Source organism: Geobacillus sp. WSUCF1, from assembly GCF_000422025.1.
Lineage (GTDB): Bacteria > Bacillota > Bacilli > Bacillales > Anoxybacillaceae > Geobacillus > Geobacillus zalihae.
On sequence record NZ_ATCO01000088.1, the window covers coordinates 1 to 19,955 of the forward strand.

Annotated in this window: 17 protein-coding genes, 2 pseudogenes and 1 CRISPR repeat array; of the genes and pseudogenes, 18 read left to right on the forward strand and 1 reads right to left on the reverse strand. The window is 51.3% G+C overall.

Going from position 1 to position 19,955, the window contains the following annotated elements; all coding sequences use genetic code 11:
- A CRISPR array of direct repeats spans positions 1–696; the repeat unit is 27 nt; unit sequence TTTATCGTACCTATGAGGGATTGAAAC.
- 307 nt (positions 697–1,003) lie between these two features.
- The 18 genes and pseudogenes from I656_RS07065 (at position 1,004) to I656_RS06985 (ending at position 19,187) form a co-directional block, all read left to right on the forward strand.
- On the forward strand, positions 1,004–1,906 hold the full coding sequence (locus I656_RS07065) for an Rpn family recombination-promoting nuclease/putative transposase (protein ID WP_033005793.1): 903 nt from the start codon (positions 1,004–1,006) through the stop codon (positions 1,904–1,906).
- A gap of 993 nt (positions 1,907–2,899) precedes the next feature.
- A complete protein-coding gene (locus I656_RS07060) occupies positions 2,900–3,916 on the forward strand; it encodes a LacI family DNA-binding transcriptional regulator (protein ID WP_033005783.1) in 1,017 nt (338 codons plus the stop codon).
- Positions 3,917–3,933: 17 nt separating this feature from the next.
- Positions 3,934–5,477, forward strand: a pseudogene (gene gntK, locus I656_RS07055) (gluconokinase).
- A 133-nt stretch (positions 5,478–5,610) separates the two neighbouring features.
- The gene (locus I656_RS07050) at positions 5,611–6,960 is read left to right on the forward strand and encodes a GntP family permease (RefSeq protein WP_015375026.1); all 1,350 of its coding nucleotides are present in this window, start codon (positions 5,611–5,613) and stop codon (positions 6,958–6,960) included.
- 117 nt (positions 6,961–7,077) lie between these two features.
- Complete coding sequence (locus I656_RS07045) at positions 7,078–8,475, forward strand: methyl-accepting chemotaxis protein (RefSeq protein ID WP_020755303.1); 1,398 nt, start codon at positions 7,078–7,080, stop codon at positions 8,473–8,475.
- 289 nt (positions 8,476–8,764) lie between these two features.
- Positions 8,765–10,021: an urea ABC transporter substrate-binding protein gene (gene urtA / locus I656_RS07040; RefSeq protein WP_033005789.1), complete on the forward strand. Its 1,257-nt coding sequence runs from the start codon at positions 8,765–8,767 to the stop codon at positions 10,019–10,021.
- A 61-nt stretch (positions 10,022–10,082) separates the two neighbouring features.
- On the forward strand, positions 10,083–10,976 hold the full coding sequence (gene urtB, locus I656_RS07035) for an urea ABC transporter permease subunit UrtB (RefSeq protein ID WP_015375023.1): 894 nt from the start codon (positions 10,083–10,085) through the stop codon (positions 10,974–10,976).
- Positions 10,977–10,987: 11 nt separating this feature from the next.
- The gene (gene urtC, locus I656_RS07030) at positions 10,988–12,046 is read left to right on the forward strand and encodes an urea ABC transporter permease subunit UrtC (protein ID WP_033005799.1); all 1,059 of its coding nucleotides are present in this window, start codon (positions 10,988–10,990) and stop codon (positions 12,044–12,046) included.
- Positions 12,021–12,785 carry an urea ABC transporter ATP-binding protein UrtD gene (gene urtD, locus I656_RS07025; RefSeq protein WP_015375021.1) on the forward strand — a complete coding sequence of 255 codons (765 nt, stop codon included), beginning with the start codon at positions 12,021–12,023 and terminating at the stop codon, positions 12,783–12,785. The genes urtC and urtD overlap by 26 nt, the downstream gene beginning before the upstream one ends.
- Positions 12,764–13,465 (forward strand): urea ABC transporter ATP-binding subunit UrtE, encoded by a 702-nt coding sequence (gene urtE / locus I656_RS07020; RefSeq protein WP_020755307.1) that lies wholly within the window; start codon positions 12,764–12,766, stop codon positions 13,463–13,465. The genes urtD and urtE overlap by 22 nt, the downstream gene beginning before the upstream one ends.
- An 83-nt stretch (positions 13,466–13,548) precedes the next feature.
- Complete coding sequence (gene ureA / locus I656_RS07015) at positions 13,549–13,854, forward strand: urease subunit gamma (RefSeq protein WP_020755308.1); 306 nt, start codon at positions 13,549–13,551, stop codon at positions 13,852–13,854.
- Positions 13,855–13,899: 45 nt separating this feature from the next.
- Positions 13,900–14,235, forward strand: a complete 336-nt coding sequence (locus I656_RS07010; RefSeq protein ID WP_015375019.1) for an urease subunit beta — start codon at positions 13,900–13,902, stop codon at positions 14,233–14,235.
- Positions 14,232–15,941: an urease subunit alpha gene (ureC, locus tag I656_RS07005; protein ID WP_015375018.1), complete on the forward strand. Its 1,710-nt coding sequence runs from the start codon at positions 14,232–14,234 to the stop codon at positions 15,939–15,941. The genes I656_RS07010 and ureC overlap by 4 nt, the downstream gene beginning before the upstream one ends.
- Positions 15,942–15,951: 10 nt before the next feature.
- A complete protein-coding gene (gene ureE / locus I656_RS07000) occupies positions 15,952–16,398 on the forward strand; it encodes an urease accessory protein UreE (protein WP_020960052.1) in 447 nt (148 codons plus the stop codon).
- Positions 16,391–17,068: an urease accessory protein UreF gene (locus I656_RS06995; RefSeq protein WP_015375016.1), complete on the forward strand. Its 678-nt coding sequence runs from the start codon at positions 16,391–16,393 to the stop codon at positions 17,066–17,068. Before ureE ends, I656_RS06995 begins: the two co-directional genes overlap by 8 nt.
- A gap of 49 nt (positions 17,069–17,117) precedes the next feature.
- Positions 17,118–17,732 carry an urease accessory protein UreG gene (gene ureG, locus I656_RS06990; protein WP_011231413.1) on the forward strand — a complete coding sequence of 205 codons (615 nt, stop codon included), beginning with the start codon at positions 17,118–17,120 and terminating at the stop codon, positions 17,730–17,732.
- A 176-nt stretch (positions 17,733–17,908) separates the two neighbouring features.
- Positions 17,909–18,543, forward strand: a pseudogene (locus I656_RS0115735) (urease accessory protein UreD).
- A 20-nt stretch (positions 18,544–18,563) separates the two neighbouring features.
- Positions 18,564–19,187: an urease accessory protein gene (locus I656_RS06985; protein ID WP_015375014.1), complete on the forward strand. Its 624-nt coding sequence runs from the start codon at positions 18,564–18,566 to the stop codon at positions 19,185–19,187.
- Positions 19,188–19,297: 110 nt separating this feature from the next.
- Here I656_RS06985 and I656_RS06980 read toward each other — a convergent pair whose 3' ends face one another.
- Positions 19,298–19,777, reverse strand: a complete 480-nt coding sequence (locus I656_RS06980; RefSeq protein ID WP_011231410.1) for a GNAT family N-acetyltransferase — start codon at positions 19,775–19,777, stop codon at positions 19,298–19,300.
- Positions 19,778–19,955 lie beyond the last annotated feature (178 nt).

A 19,955-nucleotide genomic window follows, 5' to 3' on the forward strand; every position in this document is an offset into this window, starting at 1 on the left:
TTTATCGTACCTATGAGGGATTGAAACGGGCGATAGATGATTGTGATAACGTTGGGGCGTATGTGAGTTTTTTATCGTACCTATGAGGGATTGAAACAACGGTTTACCTCTGATGCTTTTCTTTGAAGGAAACGAGTTTTTATCGTACCTATGAGGGATTGAAACAAAAAGCGTTTAGCCGCCTGAATTAATTCTCTACAGTTTTTATCGTACCTATGAGGGATTGAAACCTTTTTGCAGATAGAGTAATCGAAAATGACGCTAAAGTTTTTATCGTACCTATGAGGGATTGAAACTATGTTTGAGAATGTTTTGGTCGTAGAGGAAGGCGGGTTTTTATCGTACCTATGAGGGATTGAAACAAACAGTTGTTTTTCCGTGACCCATTGAAGCGTCACAAAGTTTTTATCGTACCTATGAGGGATTGAAACTTTCCAACGATAATAATCTAAACAAAGTAAAACATCGTTTTTATCGTACCTATGAGGGATTGAAACATGCGAAAAAATATTTCGAGGCCGACGCTGATCGGCTGTTTTTATCGTACCTATGAGGGATTGAAACATTAGTTCTATGCGGTCGTTGTATGAGGGCAAGGTGGTTTTTTATCGTACCTATGAGGGATTGAAACAATCAAACCGAAGAAGATTTTGAACTGATTATTGTGTTTTTATCGTACCTATGAGGGATTGAACCTATCTCCCTGCCACAGCTGAACCACTGCTGAGTTCAGCTTGTTTTACCGCTCGACATAGAAGACCGGTGAAAAACGGTGGCTTTCGCGTAATCAGCGTTTTGGGGCGCGAGAGAAGGCCTAGTTTTAAAAGACTTATCCACTTGAGAAAATAGTGTTTTTCGCGGTTTTTTCACTACATCACCACCCTTATAGGAAAAGGACGAATGCGAAATGGCGCATGCCAAAAAACGTGGGAGGGATAAGGAGGAGTTCGGCCGCGAAGGGCGAATACAGTACGGTGAATCCGACATTGCCGGGAGGGAAAACGTGGCTAGGAAGCGAATCGATCATGACCGGTTGTTCAAAGAGCTGCTGTCGACATTTTTTGAGGAGTTTTTGCTCCTTTTCTTTCCCGATGTGTACGAGTACATTGACGTTCACCATCTCTCTTTCCTCTCCGAGGAACTGTTCACCGATGTGACGGCCGGAGAGAAGCACCGCGTCGACTTGTTGGTCGAAACAAAGGTAAAAGGGGAAGACGGGCTCGTCATTGTCCATGTCGAGCATCAAAGCTACACCCAGCGGACCTTCCCCGAGCGAATGTTCCTCTACTTCAGCCGCTTGTTTCAAAAATACCGCCGCCGCATTCTCCCGATCGCCATCTTCAGCTATGACGAACAATACGACGAACCTTCCTCATTGGTCATGCAGTTTCCGTTTTTGACCGTTCTCGACTTCCACTTTTTGACGGTGGAGCTATGCAAACTGCCGTGGCGCGCGTACATCCGTCATGACAACCCCGTCGCCGCTGCCTTGCTAAGCAAAATGGGGTATAATGAAGATGAGAAAGTCGACGTGAAAAAGGAATTTTTGCGCATGCTCGTCCGCCTCGAGCTGGATGAAGCGAAACAGCGGCTGTTGTTCGGTTTTTTCGAGACGTATTTGCGGCTATCCGAAGAGGAGGAAGCGAAACTGCGAAACGAGGTGAGCCAAATGGAAACGAAGGAAGCAAAGCGTGTGATGGAACTCATCGTCTCATACGAACAGCGGGGGATGGAAAAGGGAATCCAACAAGGAATCGAACAGGGGATGAAGCAAGGACGCCAACAAGGGATCGAGGAAGGGAAGCTCGACGTGGTGAAGAGAATGCTGGCGAAAGGGTACGATGTCGACACGATTCACGAACTGACTGGGCTGCCGGTCGAGACGATTGAAAAGGTGAAGAAGTAAGTCGGATGCTCTCTGGCTGGAGCGAACGTCGCCGCCCGCAATGGCGTCAAATCCCTCATAAAGGGCGGCGGCCGTCTTGTTAGAGCCTTCGGACGTTTCGTTCCCAGGGGAGGTTTTTGGAAACGCCGTGTTTTGGGAACTTTTTCGATTTATGAACGGCGTTTTTCTTTTATGATCAGTCTTCTAATTTTTTACCGTTTTCTCACGAATTTAAAAACCATAAAAACAGCTAAAATAACGACACCTATAAAAAGGTAGCCTAAAATAGACGTCATGGTAGTCAGCATGTCCCATTCTCCTTTTTGTTAATTGGTATCGGTATACAATTGTGCTTGTGAAGCTCTAATAAACTCATTATGTTCTTCTGCGGCTTTCACAGATGTTTCAGAAACGCCAAACGATAATGTAGAAAATACTAAAACAAACGACAGGATCATAAAAATTTTCCTCAAAAAAATCACTCTCCTCTAGAAGGCTGGTGATTTAGTGAAAAGTCGCAGAAAACGGATTTCCTTCTCAAATTGAGAAATCCTTTAAAATCAACGCTTTTCGTTCATCCAAAAGCAACTGATTCAGCGAAATCGGTTGTTTTTCACTAGCCTCCTAGAAATGTTTCTTTTTCGGTATAAGACCTCCTAAATCCCTGTCTTAGAGTGTGCATTTTTCAACGATCTTCTATATAATTTTATTGGAAATTTGGAAAAGAAGGAATTTTATGACCATATTAAAAATAGGTATTTGTTCATAAAAATGAATCAATGCATTGCTTAGTGCAAAATGAAAGTACAATCTATGAAGCCGTTTGGCGCGATCCATTCGGGCGGAATGACATCACTCGATCGGCAAGCTGTCACGGCCGTATACCGTTCATTGATTTTTAGATTTCAAACAAAACCTATTGTAAACCGCTTTCACTTGGTTTATAATAAAGCTAAACCGGTTTATGAAAACGCTTTTGAACTAAATCGATTTAGTGCGAGAGAGGGATCCCTTTTGAAAAAAGTAACGATGGCCGATGTCGCGAAATTGGCCAACGTTTCGAAAAGTACCGTGTCGCAATACTTAAATAAGCGCTATGAGTATATGAGCGAGGAGACGAGAAAGCGCATCGCCGAGGCGATTGAAGAGCTTGGGTATCAGCCGAACATCATCGCCCGCAGTTTGAAGCAAAAGACGACAGCGACCATTGGCGTGATTGTTTTTAATATGCTTCATATGTTGACAACGCAAGTGCTGCACGCCATTGAAGAGGAATGCCAAAAGCGCGGGTTTCAAGTGATCGTCTGCAATTCCGGCGATGATCCGGACAAAGAAAAAACATACGTCGAGACGCTACTGGCGAAGCAAGTAGATGGGTTGATCGTGTTTCCGACAGGGAAGAACGAGGACGTCTACCGCCGTCTTGTCGAGGAACGGTTTCCGCTCGTCTTTGTCGACCGGATGGTGCCGGGAGTGGAGGTGGACAGCGTGCTTCTGGATAACTTCGCTGCCGCGGAGATGGCAGTCGATTATTTCGCTTCCAACGGTTATCGGCGCATCGCTATTGTCACCCCTCCGCTTGTCCCTTACAACGTGCCGCGGATGGAGCGGTTGGAAGGGTTTCGGGCGGCCATGGAGAAAAGGGGATTTGAAGTCGGCGATCAAAACGTCATCGCCGCTGAACCTGCCGCGCTGCCTAGGGAGCTGAAGAAGCGGTTCGTGGAACCGGAGCGGCCTAATGCCTTGTTTGCGATCAACGACTTGACGTTGATGGGGGTTTTGCGGTTTGTGAAAGACGCAGGGGTTCGTGTGCCGGATGAGGTGGCGATCATCAACATCGATGATGTACCGTTTGCCGACATTTACACGCCGGCGCTGACAACCATCGCCCAGCCGACGTTTGCGATGGGGAAAAAAGCAGCTGAGCGCGTGTTTGAACAAATGAAAGCGAAAAAAGCCGACGGTCCGCGCGTATTTCGTTTCTCCCCGACATTGATGGAACGGACATCGATCAGGCGGGGGAAGGCATGAAGAAGGGAGGAGAAACGATGGCGATTCATGGGGACGTCGTCATTGGGATTGATATCGGGACGACAAGCACGAAAGCGGTCGTGTTTGACGGGCGGGGGAAGGTGCTGGCTTCTCACGCTGTCGACTATCCGATCATCCAGCCGCATCCGGGGTTTGCCGAGCAGGATCCGGATGAACTGTTCGCGGCGGTCGTTCAGGCAGTGGGGGCGGTGACGATTCGCCACGGCATCCGCCCAGAGCAGGTGAAAGCGATGGGCTTGAGTGCGGCGATGCACTCGATTATGGCGCTTGACGAGTCGGGGCGGCCGCTCACCCGCCTCCTCATCTGGGCGGACAACCGAAGCGTGGCTCAAACGGAGCGGCTGTGGAAAGAGCAAAACGGGCTTGCCATTTACCGGCGGACGGGGACTCCGATCCATCCGATGTCGCCGCTATCGAAATTGCTTTGGCTCAAGGAAGAGCAGCCGGACGTATTTCAGCAAGCACGGCGGTTTGTGTCGGTGAAAGATTACGTGTTGCACCGTCTGTATGGCGACTATGTCGCTGACCATTCCATGGCATCGGCGACGGGTTTATTCCGATTGGACACGCTCGATTGGGACGAGGAGGCGCTCGCCCTTGTCGGCATCCGCCGCGACCAGCTGCCGCGGCTCGTTCCCGCCACGCATATCATGACTGGGATGAAAAGAGAATGGGCGGAAAAAATGGGAGTCGCTTCGGATGTGCCTGTTGTCATCGGGGCGAGCGACGGCGTGCTCGCCAACGTCGGCGTCGGGGCGGTGCTCCCAGGTGAAGCGGCCATCACGATCGGAACGAGCGGGGCGGTGCGGACGATTGCGGCAAAACCGACGACCGATGAAAAAGGGCGGACGTTTTGTTATGCGTTGACGCCCGGCTATTGGGTCGTCGGCGGACCGACGAACAACGGCGGCATTTTGCTTCGCTGGCTGCGCGACGAGTTCGGCGCCCACGAGCGGGAAGTGGCGAAAAAGCTCGGCATGGATCCGTATGACTTGTTGACGAAATACGCGGAACGCGTCCCGCCGGGGGCGGAAGGGCTTGTGTTTTTGCCGTTTTTGTCGGGCGAGCGGGCGCCGTACTGGAATGCGAATGCGCGTGGGACGTTTTTTGGCCTTGGCCTTCATCATAAGCGCGAGCATTTCATCCGTGCTGTCATGGAAGGCGTCTGCTTCAGCATTTTGTCTGTCGCTTTGGCCATTCGCGACGTCACGGGGCCGATGTCGGAAATCCGCGTCTCAGGAGGATTCGCCAAATCGCCGTTTTGGCGGCAAATGCTTTCTGATATGCTCGGCAAACCGCTCATCGTGCCGCAGACGCACGAGGCGTCGGCGCTAGGGGCGGCTGCGTGGCGCTTTACGCGTTAGGCGAGCTGCCGTCGCTCGAAACGGTGAAAACGTGGATCGACACAACGGCCCGCCATGAGCCGAAGGAAGAACATACGCTCATTTACGCTGAACTGTTTGATTTGTATGCCCGCTTGTATGAGCGATTGAAAGAGGAATTTGACATCATCGCTGCGTTTCAGCGGCGGAGTGGGTAAAGGGAGGAAGACTAAATCGATTTAGCTGGCTATGATCGGGCGCTAAATGATTTAGCCCTTGCCTTCAAAGAACTGAAAACGTTTGCTTTGTTCACTAAATCGATTTATCTCAAAGATAAAGGGGGAGCTTGTGATGGAAATCGCCATTGTTGTTGCTGCTATTATCGTGTTATTATTGCTCATTACTATGGCGAAAATGCATCCGTTTGTCGCACTCATTTTAGTGTCCGTCGGCGTCGGGCTGGCGATGGGCATGCCGCTTATCGCGCCGTCTCCGGAAACGCCGGGCATTATTGACTCGATCAAGGCGGGGCTTGGCAACACGCTCGGCTTTTTGGCGATCGTCTTGGCGCTCGGGACGATGCTCGGCAAAATGATGGCCGAATCAGGCGGCGCCGAGCGCATTGCGAAAACGTTGATCGACCGCTTTGGCCAAAAACGCGTCCATTGGGCGATGATGGTCGTCGCCTTTTTAGTCGGCATTCCGGTCTTTTTCCAAGTCGGATTCGTCTTGCTTATTCCGCTTGTCTTTACGATTGCGATGGAAACGGGCATTTCATTGGTCACGATCGGCATTCCGCTTGTCGCTGGCTTATCGGTCGTTCACGGCCTTGTCCCGCCGCACCCGGCGGCGATGGCGGCAGTCGGCATTTTTAAGGCGGATGTCGGAAAAACGATTCTTTACTCGATCATCGTCGGCTTGCCGACCGCCATTATTGCCGGTCCGCTGTATGGCAAATGGATCGGTTCGCGCCTGCACAAAACAGTGCCGGCGGAGATTGCCGAACAGCTTGTGCAGCATAAAGAAGCACGTGAGCTTCCTGGCTTTGGCAATACGCTGTTCACGATTTTGCTTCCGGTCATTTTGATGTTGGTTGCTTCCATCGCCAATGTCACGCTTGATCAAAAGTCGGAAGCAGCGAAAGTGCTGCGTTTTATCGGCGACCCCATTGTCGCGCTCTTGATCGCGACGGTTTATTCGTTCTTCAGCCTTGGCTACGCCCGCGGCTTCAACCGCGATGCCGTGCTGAAATTCGCCAACGACTGCCTCGGTCCGGTCGCGAACATCTTGCTTGTCATCGGGGCGGGCGGCGCATTCAACAAAGTGCTGCTTGATTCCGGCATCGGCGAACAAATCGCGGAAGTGGCGAAACACTCGCACTTGTCTCCGCTCCTGTTAGGCTGGGGCATTGCGGCGCTCATCCGCGTAGCGACCGGGTCAGCGACTGTGTCAATGATGACCGCTGCCGGCATCGTCGCGCCGATTGCCGCCACCATGCCGGGAACGAATATGGAACTGCTTGTCTTGGCGACCGGCGCGGGTTCGTTGATCTTGTCGCACGTCAATGACTCCGGCTTCTGGATGATCAAGGAGTATTTCGGCATGACGGTGAAAGAAACGCTCATGACATGGACAGTCATGGAAACGATTATTTCGGTGGTGGCGTTTGTCTTCATTTTGTTGTTGAATATGGTTCTCTAGCCTTTTCCAGGCAAGACGCTCGTTTTTAGAAGAACGGGCGTCTTATTTTTATATGTTCTTTTGTTATATCTTATATTATAATTATGTAATAAAAAATGACATAAGGAGTGACGCCTGTTGATTTTTGCGAGACGTGCGGAACGAAAAATAAAGCGCGAACTGGATCAGCCTCGACGTGAGGAAACGCAGGGAGGACCGCAACAAATTGCAAGGCAAATTGTTGTGGCGGTTGATCAGCTCAAAGCAGCGATGGAACAGATGAAGATGGCGGCACTTTCGCTGAATGACATTTCCGATTCAAGCCGGAATAGTGCGGCAGAGCTGATGGACCATAGCGAGAAAACGGTGGAGTATACGGAAAAAGTGGCGAACAAAATGCGAACAATCGAGGAGGCGGCTAGGGAAATCGCTGCATCTTCGCGTGATATGTATGCGAGCAGCCGGCAGTTTTCTGAACAATGGCTGCATTCATGGAATTCATTAGAAACGTTGCAAAAGGAAATTCGAGCATTGCGCTCCCATCATGAAACGTTGTTGAAACAAATGGACCATCTCGTTCATCATTCGCGACGCATCAATGAAATTATATCGGCGATCGGCGATATTTCGCAGAAAACGAAAATTTTGTCGCTCAATGCCAATATTGAAGCAGCCCGTGCGGGAGAACACGGGCGCGGGTTTGCGGTCGTCGCGCGCGAGATCGGCATGTTGGCGAATCAAACGTCGGAAGCTGTCCAGCAAACACAGGATATTTTGTCCCTTATTCAACGCGAAATCGCAGCGACAACCGATATCGTTCGCGAAGAAACAAAGCAAATCGATGTCGAAGAGAAAGAAATGGAAGCGATTATGTCGTTCCTTCATTTGCTGCAGCGACAGCTGAATGATATGACGGACCTCGTCTCCTCTTCTGTCCGGTCAGCGTCTGGGCAGTCGGACAGCGTGAAAGAAATCGCCGTTCTCCTAGAAGAAATCGTGCAATTGAGCCGGGAAAATCAACGGTTTGTCGAGCGAGTGACGGCGGATATGAACGAACAGCATGAAAGCGTCGAACAGATTTTGCGCATTAATGAAGCGCTGCAAAAGACAGCGGAGGAGCTGCAACAAACGGTCGGACGTGATTGGATGAGAGAAACGATTTCTGTCGATGATGCGGTCGTGAAAAACACGATTCAGAAACTATCGGCTTTGCTTCAGTCAGCTCCGTTGGAACAAATGGATGAGGCCATGCATCAACGCGTGCTGGATCGATTTTTATCTGAGAATGGAGAGATTGAGGCTGTCTGGTCGAATCGTCTTGATGGGGCGTTTGTCTATTCGAATCCGCCGGCGGGCTTGGTCAACGCCAAAGTCCGGTCGTGGTTTCAGGAAGCTTGTAGAGGAACAGTGTATGTTTCCGATCCGTATGTATCGGCATTGACGAAACATCTTTGCGTCACGGTGTCCGCTCCCATTAGGGATCATAACGGTCAAATTGTCGGGGTCATTGGAGTGGATTTGTCGCTTGTGAAATGAACGCTGCCCCAAAAAGGTGCATGTGTGCCTTTTTGGGGCATGTTTTGTTTTTCGACCTGGCTGATTGGTCGGAAGATGATTGATAATAAATATAACAAAAATATGTAATAAAATATGACAAATATGTTGAGTCCGTGAAACGTGGGCCTTATACTGCTAATCAAGAACAAATCCTCAACGTGGAGAACATGCATCGCTTTTGAGGAACAAGGGAGGGATGCGCTCTTTTAGATGAACGAGGGGCAGGAATTCATCGATGTTTCAAATGAATAGGGGGAAGGGTGTGCGAATGAAACCAGCATTCATGTGGAAATTATGGCTGCTTTTATGCGTCAGTGTTTTTGCTCTTGGGGGATGTGCGGCGTCATCAGCAGTGGATCAAGCCAAAAACGAGAATCAAAATGATTCATCTTCGGCTGGAAAAGAAGGGGATGTGGTCAAAGTAGGAATCCTGCACTCGTTAAGCGGAACGATGGCCATCAGTGAAGTGTCGCTGCGCGATGCCGAGTTAATGGCGATCGAGGAAATCAATGCATCGGGCGGGCTGCTCGGCAAGAAGATTGAACCGGTTGTGGAAGATGGGGCGTCGGACTGGCCGACGTTTGCCGAAAAGGCGAAAAAACTGCTGCAAAAAGATCAAGTGGCCGCCATTTTTGGCGGTTGGACATCGGCGAGCCGCAAAGCGATGCTTCCGGTTGTGGAGCAAAACAATGGGCTGCTTTGGTATCCGGTGCAATATGAAGGGATGGAGTCGTCTCCGAACATCTTTTACACCGGGGCGACGACGAATCAACAAATCGTTCCGGCGGTCAGCTGGCTCTTGAAAAACCGCGGCAAGACGTTTTTCTTGCTTGGATCGGATTACGTCTTTCCGCGGACAGCGAACAAAATCATCAAGGCCCAGTTGAAGGCCGAAGGTGGGCAAGTGGTCGGGGAAGAATATACGCCGCTCGGCCATACCGATTATAGCACCATTATCAGCAAAATCAAACAAGTGAAACCGGCTGTCGTCTTCAATACGCTCAACGGCGATAGCAATGTCGCCTTTTTCAAACAGTTGAAAGACGCTGGCATCACACCGAAAGATGTGACGGTGATGTCCGTCAGTATCGCGGAAGAAGAAATCCGCGGGATCGGGCCGGATGTGTTGGCTGGTCATTTGGCTGTGTGGAACTATTTCCAGACGACCGATACACCGGAGAATAAGGCATTTGTACAAAAGTATAAAGAAAAGTACGGGCAAGACCGCGTGACTGATGACCCGATTGAAGCGGCGTATACGGCCGTTCATTTATGGGCCGAAGCGGTGAAAAAAGCCGGTTCCTTTGATGTGGATCAAGTGAAAAAAGCGGCGGCCGGCCTTGAATACAAGGCGCCGGAAGGAACGGTGAAAATTGACGGGGAAACGCAGCATTTATGGAAAACGGTGCGCATTGGCGAAATCCAAGCGGACGGACAATTCAAAGAGTTATGGAATTCCGGCCAGCCGGTGAAGCCAGATCCGTATTTAAAGAGCTACCCATGGGCGAAAGGATTAAGTGAATAGTTGCATGGGGAGGAAGGCATGTCCTTCCTTCTCGCCCAGCGGACATGAAAGGGGGACGGCGATGCTTATTGACCAATTATTCAACGGGCTGAGCGTCGGTTCGATTTTGCTTTTGATCGCCATTGGGTTGGCGATCACCTTTGGATTGATGGGCGTCATCAATATGGCGCACGGTGAACTGATGATGGTCGGAGCGTACACAACCTACGTCATTCAACAAATCTTTGCCCATCATGCGCCGCAATCAGCGGGGATGTACTTTGTCATTGCCATTCCGTCGTCGTTTCTCATCGCTGCCTTGTTTGGGTGGGGGTTGGAAAAAAGCTTGATCCGCCATTTGTACCACCGCCCGCTGGACAGTTTGTTGGCGACATGGGGGATCAGTTTGATTTTGCAACAGACGGCCCGCCTCATCTTTGGGGCGCCCAACGTGGCGGTTGTGCCGCCAAGCTGGCTGGATGGTGGAATCCGCTTGTTTGGGGCGGTGTTTCCGTATAAACGGTTGTTTATTCTCTGTCTTGTATTGGCGATCGTGTTCTTTCTTTATATGTATTTAACGAGAACAAGAGCTGGCCGACGCATTCAGGCTGTCACCATGAACCGGCCGATGGCGGCCTGTCTCGGCATTGCCACGCAGAAAGTTGATGCATACTCGTTTGCGATCGGTTCAGGATTGGCGGGGGTGGCGGGATGTGCGTTGACCTTGCTTGGGCCGATTGGGCCGACGATCGGCACGTACTATATTGTTGATGCATTTATGGTCGTCATTTTAGGAGGAGTGGGAAAACTGGCTGGGACGCTGCTAGGAGCGTTTGGCCTCGGCTTAATCTCCACCTTTGTCGAATATTCCACAAGCGCCACCATCGCCAAAGTCATTGTGTTCGTTCTCATTATTGCGTTCTTGCAATGGAAACCGTCCGGTCTTCTTAGCTTGAGAACGCGGTCGCTCGATTGAGGGGAGGAAGCATCGTGAACAAACGTTGGGGATACTGGCTGTTTTTCGTTGCTTTGTTTTTGGCGCCATTTTATTTAACGGAGTTTCGCCTGTCTTTGCTTGGCAAATTTCTTTGCTTTGCCATCGTGGCGGTCGGCATTTCTCTCATTTGGGGATATACCGGCATTTTGAGCCTCGGCCATGGGGTGTATTTTGGATTGGGTGCTTATTGCATGGCGATGTATTTGAAGCTCGAAGCTTCGCGAGGGCATTTGCCTGATTTTATGGAATGGAGCGGCGTGCGCGAACTGCCGTGGTTTTGGAAGCCGTTTGCGCATCCTATGGTGGCCATCGCCGCCGCGATCGCTCTTCCTACGTTGCTCGCTGCGCTATTAAGCTATTTAACGTTTAAAAATCGGATTAAAGGTGTCTATTTTTCTCTCCTTTCCCAGGCGGTTGTTGTCGTGTTTGTTACGTTGTTTATCGGCAAGCAAGAATGGACAGGAGGAACGAACGGCTTGACCAATTTTTCGACCGTGTTCGGCTTTTCGTTATCATCGCCGCTTACGCAAATTGTGTTGTATTGGCTGACAGCAGCTGTTCTTGCCCTCATTTTCGTTATGACGCGCCGTCTAACGACTGGTCGGCTAGGAAAAGTGCTCATTGCCATTCGCGACGCGGAAAACCGGGTTCGTTTTTTAGGATTCAATCCGACCGTCTATAAAGTGTTTGTGTATAGTTTGTCAGCCGCCTTTGCCGGGGTGGCTGGGGCGTTGTTTGTCCTGCAAGTCGGGCTCATTTCCCCGGAGATGATGGGGATTATTCCTTCGATTGAAATGGTGTTATGGGCTGCTGTCGGCGGACGCCACTCGCTCATGGGCGCGATTATGGGCGCGATCGTCATGAACACGGCGAAAAGCTTTTTAAGCGAAAATTATCCAGATCTATGGCTGCTTTTGTTAGGCGCCTTGTTTGTCGTTGTTGTGCTGTTTGTTCCGAAGGGATTGGCGGGCATTTATGAATCGCTCGCTGCCGTTCGCATCAAAGAAAAAAGGGGGCATGAACGTGAAGCCCGTGTTGATGTGTCGTGACGTCGTCGTTGACTTCGATGGATTTCGTGCTTTGCAAGGTGTTGATCTCGCGGTTTACCCTCATGAAGTGCGGTTTTTGATCGGCCCGAACGGAGCGGGAAAAACGACGCTGCTCGATGTCATTTGCGGGCGGACGAGAGCGACGGACGGGCGGGTGCTGTTTTTCTCCCATGACATCACGCAACGGCCGGAATACGAGATCGTGCAAATAGGGATCGCCCGGAAGTTTCAAAGCCCTTCCATTTTTCCGTTTTTGACGGTATGGGAAAATATGGAGTTAGCCATGCGACAAGATCGGCGTCTGCGTTCCGTTTTGCGGGCGAAGTTGACTGGAGAAGAGAAAGAAATGATGGCAGCACAGCTAGAGAAAATTGGATTGCTCGATGAACGTCATCGCTTAGCGGGCTCACTGTCTCATGGCCAAAAGCAGTGGTTGGAAATCGGCATGCAGCTTATTCAGCGTCCGCAGCTCCTCCTATTGGATGAGCCGATCGCCGGCATGAGTGCGGCGGAGCGGGAGCGCACGGGGGAATGGCTCCATGAAATGGCCGAACATTGTGCGGTCATTATTGTCGAGCATGATATGGACTTTGTCCGCCGCTATTCCAAACAAGTGACAGTCATGCATGAAGGAAAAGTATTGTGCGAAGGATCGATGGATGAAGTGCAGCAAAACGAACAAGTGATCGATGTGTACCTTGGAAGGGGGAAAAACGCGTGCTGCGCCTCCGGGATGTAACGGCTGGCTATGACGGAAGTGTGGTGCTCGATCATGTTGACATGGATGTTCCTCTTGGTCGGGTGACGGCGGTGTTGGGCAGAAACGGGGTCGGAAAAACGACGTTGATGAAAACGATCATCGGGTTGATTCGCCCGATGTCAGGCGTCATCGAATGGGAGGGGGAAGATATCACGCGATGGCCGCCGGAGCGGCGGGCGCGAGCGGGGATCGGCTATGTGCCGCAAGGGAGGGAAATTTTTTCGGCGTTGACGGTGGAGGAAAATATTCTTCTCGGGCTGGAAGCGCAGGCCGAAAAAGTCCGTCCCCAGCCGACCCTTGATGAAATGTACGCGCTGTTCCCGATTTTAAAAGAGATGCGCCAGCGAAAAGGAGGAGATTTAAGCGGCGGACAGCAGCAACAGCTGGCCATTGCCCGCGCGTTGGCTGGCCGGCCGAAACTGCTCTTGCTTGATGAACCGATGGAAGGCATTCAGCCCTCGATCGTTGCGTTGATTCATGATGCGATTATGAAAATTGCCAAAGAAAAGCAGGTTGGCATCATATTGGTCGAACATAACGTGGAGCTGGCGTTTTCTTGTGCCGATCGTTTCTATATTTTGGATCGCGGCGCTGTCGTGGCGAAAGGGGATGTCGATGGGGCTGATTTGAATTATATTCAATCATTTCTTGCTGTTTAAGCAGCAGACAGCGGTGTTAGCGAATGAGAGATTTTTTGAACCTGCGAGTATAGGCGGGAGCATTCAAGAGGGGGAAGAGATGAGTGAAACTGACTCCGCGTGAACAGGAAAAGCTGCTGATCGTCGTTGCCGCTGATTTGGCGCGCCGCCGGAAAGAGCGGGGCTTGAAGCTAAATTATCCGGAAGCGGTGGCGCTCATTACGTATGAACTGATGGAAGGAGCCCGCGACGGGCGGACGGTGGCGGAGTTGATGCAATACGGCGCAACGATTTTGACGCGCGATGATGTGATGGAAGGCGTCGCTGACATGATCGACGAGATTCAAGTCGAGGCGACGTTTCCGGACGGCACGAAACTCGTCACGGTCCACCAGCCGATCCGGTCGTAATAGCGTCGGCCGATTCCGATGAAGGTGGATTAAAGGAGTGGTCCTATGATTCCAGGAGAATACCGATTGCGCGACGAACCGATTGTGTGCAACCGGCAAAAGCCGGTTACGAAGCTGACGGTCATAAACCGCGGCGACCGCCCGGTGCAAGTCGGTTCCCATTTTCACTTTTTTGAAGTCAATTCGTTTCTCGAATTTGACCGACAGGCCGCATACGGAAAACATTTGAACATCCCAGCCGGGACAGCGGTCCGTTTTGAACCCGGGGATGCGAAGCAAGTGGAGCTTGTCCCGTTCTCCGGCAAGCGCCGGGTGTACGGATTAAACAATATGGTCAACGGTCCGCTTGATGACAACGGGAAGGAGGGAGCAAGAGAATGAGTTTTTCCATGTCAAGACGGCAATACGCGGATATGTTTGGACCGACGACCGGGGACTGCATCCGGTTGGCGGACACAGACTTATGGATTGAAATTGAGCATGACTATACCGTTTACGGCGATGAAGTGAAATTCGGCGGCGGGAAGGTGATTCGCGACGGGATGGGGCAGCATCCGCTCGCTGTCCGCGACGAAGCGGTCGATTTAGTGTTGACGAACGCCGTCATCGTTGATTACACCGGCATTTACAAAGCCGATATCGGGGTCAAAGATGGAAACATCGCCGCCATCGGCAAGGCGGGGAATCCGCTGTTAATGGACGGCGTCAATATTGTCATCGGCGCCTCAACGGAAGTGATCGCGGCCGAAGGGAAAATCGTGACCGCTGGAGGAGTGGATGCCCATATCCATTTCATTTGCCCGCAGCAAATCGAAACCGCCCTGTCATCCGGCATTACGACGATGATTGGCGGCGGGACCGGGCCGGCGACCGGAACGAATGCCACGACGTGCACGCCGGGAGAGTGGAATATTTACCGGATGCTTGAAGCCGCCGAAGCGTTCCCAATGAATCTTGGGTTTTTAGGAAAAGGCAACGCGTCGGCGAAAGAGCCGATCGCGGAGCAAGTGCGCGCCGGAGCGGTGGGACTCAAGCTTCATGAAGACTGGGGAACGACGGCGGCAGCGATTGATGCGTGCTTGCGAGTGGCGGATGAGTACGACGTGCAAGTCGCCATTCATACCGATACGTTGAATGAAGGCGGGTTTGTCGAGCATACACTGAAGGCCATTAACGGACGCGTCATTCATACATACCATACGGAAGGAGCCGGAGGGGGGCATGCGCCCGATATTATGAAAGTCGCCAGCTTCCCGAACATTTTGCCTTCTTCCACGAACCCGACGCGGCCGTATACGAAAAACACGCTCGATGAGCATTTAGATATGTTAATGGTGTGCCATCATTTAGATCCGTCCGTTCCAGAAGACATTGCCTTTGCCGATTCGCGCATCCGCAAAGAAACGATCGCGGCAGAAGACATTTTGCACGACATCGGCGCCTTCAGCATGATCAGTTCCGACTCGCAAGCGATGGGACGGGTCGGTGAAGTCATTTTACGCACGTGGCAAACGGCCGACAAAATGAAAAAACAGTTTGGCCGCTTGCCGGAGGAAACGGGGCGAGGCGATAATGTCCGCGTCAAACGGTACGTAGCCAAATATACGATCAACCCGGCTATCACTCATGGCATCGCGGAGTATGTCGGGTCAGTCGAAGTCGGAAAATTCGCAGATTTGGTCGTTTGGCATCCCGCTTTTTTCGGGGTCAAGCCTGAGCTCGTCATCAAAGGCGGGATGATCGCCTACAGCGTGATGGGCGACCCGAACGCTAGCATTCCGACGCCGCAGCCCGCTCTGTACCGCCCGATGTTCGCCAACTATGGCGCCGCCGTCGCGAAAACGTCCATTACGTTTTTGTCCAAAGCGGCGTTCGAACGCGGCGTCCCTGACAAACTGCGATTGCACAAAATCGTCAAACCGGTTGGAAACATTCGTTCGTTAACGAAACACGATATGGTGTTCAACAACGCCATGCCTCAAATCGATGTCGATCCGCAAACGTATGAAGTGAAGGTCGATGGGCGGCTCATCACGTGCGAACCGGCTGAAGTTGTGGCCATGGCGCAACGATATTTTCTGTTTTGAGGTGATGATGATGATTGTAGAAACGGTTATCGGCAACATTCGAGCTCTTTCTTCTCTCCCCCCGCACATCGAACGGGTGTACATGCCAAGCGATGATTTAGTAAAACGAATTCAGCGGGTGGTGACCGACCATGGGAGGGAGATTGGCATTCGCTTGAAAGAAGCGAAAGAATTGGTAGACGGAGATGTGTTATGGATGGATGAGCATAATGCCATTGTCGTATCCGTTCTTCCCGATGATTTGCTTGTCATCCAGCCTGTTTCCATGAAACAAATGGGGGAGATTGCTCATCAGCTCGGCAACCGCCACTTGCCCGCCCAATTCGAGGAAGGGGAAATGCTCGTCCAATACGACTATTTAGTCGAAGAGCTGCTCCAGCAACTCGGCATCCCGTACAAGAGGGAAAAACGGAAAGTAAAACAAGCGTTCCGCCATATCGGGCATCGCCATGACTGACCAACAGCTGCTGTGGCTGCTGCAGCTCTCCGATTCCAATTTTCCATCAGGAGCGTTTTCCCATTCCTTTGGGTTTGAAACTTATATGTACCATGAACAAATTCGTGATGCCAAAACGTTTGGCGACGCGCTCGTCGTGTATATCCAAACCCAGCTGACGTATACGGAGGGATTGGCGTGCCGGATCGCCTATGAGCAGTTGGAAGTCGACCGTATGGAAGGACTGCGGCGGCTGAACGACACGCTGTTTGCTCTCTGCTTGGCGAAGGAAACGCGAGAAGGAACGAGAATGATTGGGGGGCGCTTATGGAAACTGTGCCGCGACATTTACGGAGTCGATGAATTGGATGAGATCGTGCAAACGACGCGGTCCATTCATCCGGCCATTGTGTTTGCGGCGGTTGGCCGCAAAATCGGAGCAGCCAAACAAACGACGGTGCTGACGTATTTGTTTGCTTCCGTACAAACGATGGTGCAAAACGCGGTTCGCGGCATTCCCCTCGGCCAGACGGACGGGCAAAAGCTGCTCGTCATGGCGCAGCCATATTTGATTCATGCCGCGAGCATCATCGAGACACTCGACGAAGAGGAGCTCGGGGCGGCAGCCGTCGGCTTGGAAATCGCGCAAATGCAGCATGAACGTCTTCCTGTTCGATTGTTTATGTCGTAAATCTTGTTTGACGTGGAACGAAAGAAGGACAGAGAAGGGAGAATCCAGAATGGAACCGGTACGAATCGGCATCGGCGGCCCGGTCGGCGCCGGCAAAACGATGCTTGTCGAGAAGCTGACGCGGGCGATGCATCGCCGCTTTAGCATCGCGGTCATTACGAACGATATTTATACAAAAGAAGACGCTCAGTTTTTAATCAAACATAGCGTCTTGCCGGAAGATCGGATTATCGGCGTCGAAACGGGCGGGTGCCCGCATACGGCCATTCGCGAAGACGCATCAATGAATTTTGCGGCCATTGATGAACTGAAACGGCGCCATCCAGATGTGGAACTCATTTTGATCGAGAGCGGCGGCGATAACTTGGCGGCGACCTTCAGCCCGGAGTTGGTCGATTTCTCCATTTATGTCATCGACGTCGCCCAAGGGGAGAAAATTCCGCGCAAAGGCGGACAGGGGATGATTAAGTCGGATTTGCTCGTGATCAACAAAATCGATCTTGCCCCTTACGTCGGCGCCAGTCTGGAAGTGATGGAACGGGACGCCAAAGCAGCGCGAGGGGCGAAGCCGGTCATTTTTACGAATTTAAAAGAAGAGATTGGTCTTTTTGACGTTGTGGATTGGATCGAAAAACAGGTGCTGCTGGCAGGGCTGGAAGAATGAGCTGGACGGGGCGTTTGCGATGTACAGCGGTCGTGAAAAACGGCCGCACCGTCATTTTGGACAACTATAGTGAAGGGGCGCTGAAACTGATGCGTCCTGTTTACCTCGACCCGGCTCATCCGACGTTATATCTTGTCCACGTGGGCGGCGGGTATGTCGATGGGGATTCATATGATATGGAAATCTTCCTCGAGCCCAGCGCCCGGTTGATGGTGACGACCCAGTCGGCGGCGAAAATCTACAAAACTCCTTCAACGCCTGTAAGGCAGTATACACGATTGTCACTTGGGGAGCAAAGCGTACTTGAATATTTCCCCGACCCGACGATCGCCTATGAGCATGCGCGCTTTTATCAAGAAACGACGGTGTACATCACGCCAAGCTCCACGTTTGTTTATGGCGAAATCATCACGCTGGATGGTCGGAAAGCGGCGAGCTGTTCCGCTATGATTGGATTCGCTCGAAACTGAAGGTGTATCAAGACGAGGCGCTCGTTCTGTTTGATCATCTGTACTTGGACTCGCGGCAGCACTTAACGAGCATGCTGCAGCTCGGCGGCTATACGCATGTCGGATCATTCGTGGCTCTTTCTCCGTTCATCACAAAGGAAGTGTTAGAACAGTTCAACCAATTCATGGAAGAGATGCCGAAAGAGGTTCGCTGCGGTTTTTCAGCGGCAGCCGTTCCAGGCTTTTCTGTACGTATATTGGCGTATGAAACATCGGCCATCGAAGCGATATTCCAACGCGTCCAACAGTTTATTCGCCAACAATGCGGTGAGAAAGCGCCAGTCTGTTGGAGGAAATATTGACAAGGGAAAGGAAGAAGACAATGGGAACGATATGGCCTGTGCTCTTGTTTGGATTGCTGCTTGGAATGAAACATGCGACGGAACCGGATCATGTCATTGCCGTTTCGACCATTGCCAGCCGGACGAAAAAACTGTCCCTTTCATCGCTGGCCGGCATGTTTTGGGGAATTGGCCATACGTTGACGCTGCTCGTTGTTGGGATGGCGATGATCGCCTTTGAGCGGCAAATTCCTGAACAGATTGCTTCTTATCTCGAAATGGGCGTCGGCATCATGATCGTTATTCTAGGAATTGCTAGTTTCCGTTCGACAATGAGGCTGGATCATCATCACCAGGGCGATATTCATCATTTACATGTGAAATCGACATTGATTGGCATCGTCCACGGTTTAGCCGGCAGCGCCGGAATGGTGTTGTTGACGATGACGACGGTCAAAGGAACTTGGATGGCGCTTGCTTTTATTTTGATTTTTGGCCTAGGAACGGTCATCGGCATGATGCTGTTCACGACGTTTCTCGGGATTCCGTTTGTTTGGATGAAAGCGAAACAGCAAGTCATGAATCAATGGATCGTGAAAACCGTCTCCCTCATCAGCATCGCCTATGGGGTCTATTACATGTATCATATCGCCGCCGAAATTTGACGCTCCTCGCGGCTGGCGTCATAGGTGGAGGGTTGTTCAAAACAAAGAAGCACCGGTCTTGGGAGAAGGCCGGTGCTTCTTTTTCGATGCGGCGTCATCATCACCTCGTGTCACACCAGTGGTTTGACCAGCAACAACTCATCTCGAATAGGAATGCCGTCAGGACTTGTTTTCGGAATGTTTGGCTTGATTTGTCGCGCCTTGTCGACAGCGTTGGGAAAGACGTTCACAATTTGATAGCCGCGCTTTTGATAGAAACGAAGGGCATGCAAGTTGTCGTTGGTAGTGATCAGTTGAACAGCCGTGCACCTTTGTTGTCTCGCCCATGCCTCTGCCTCATGCAAAAGGGCGCTGCCGATGCCGCGGTTTTCCATTATGCTGTCTAGCGAGATGATCTCGCATTCGCTGCCACGGATGATGAATGTAATCAGTCCGATGATCCGCTGACCGTTCTCAACAGCCGCAAATCCATCCAGCTCGCTGCAGGTATAGATGCCGGTTGAAACAACCATTTGCGGACTTCCCCAATGGTCGTTGAAAAATTGGTTGACGATGGCACGGTCCAACTGTTTGGTTGGAACGATGTTCAAGCGCTCCTCCTCCTTTGTGCAGATGATGATGTTTGATCACCCCAATGCATAAGACGTTCACTTCCGTGCGTGATTTTGACACTCCGCACGCCTAAAGGCGTGGGATTCTTGGGTCGTTCGCGTCCTCATCCATTTCTGGTTCGGACAACGCCCAAATTCAGGGGTGTGTCATCACCCC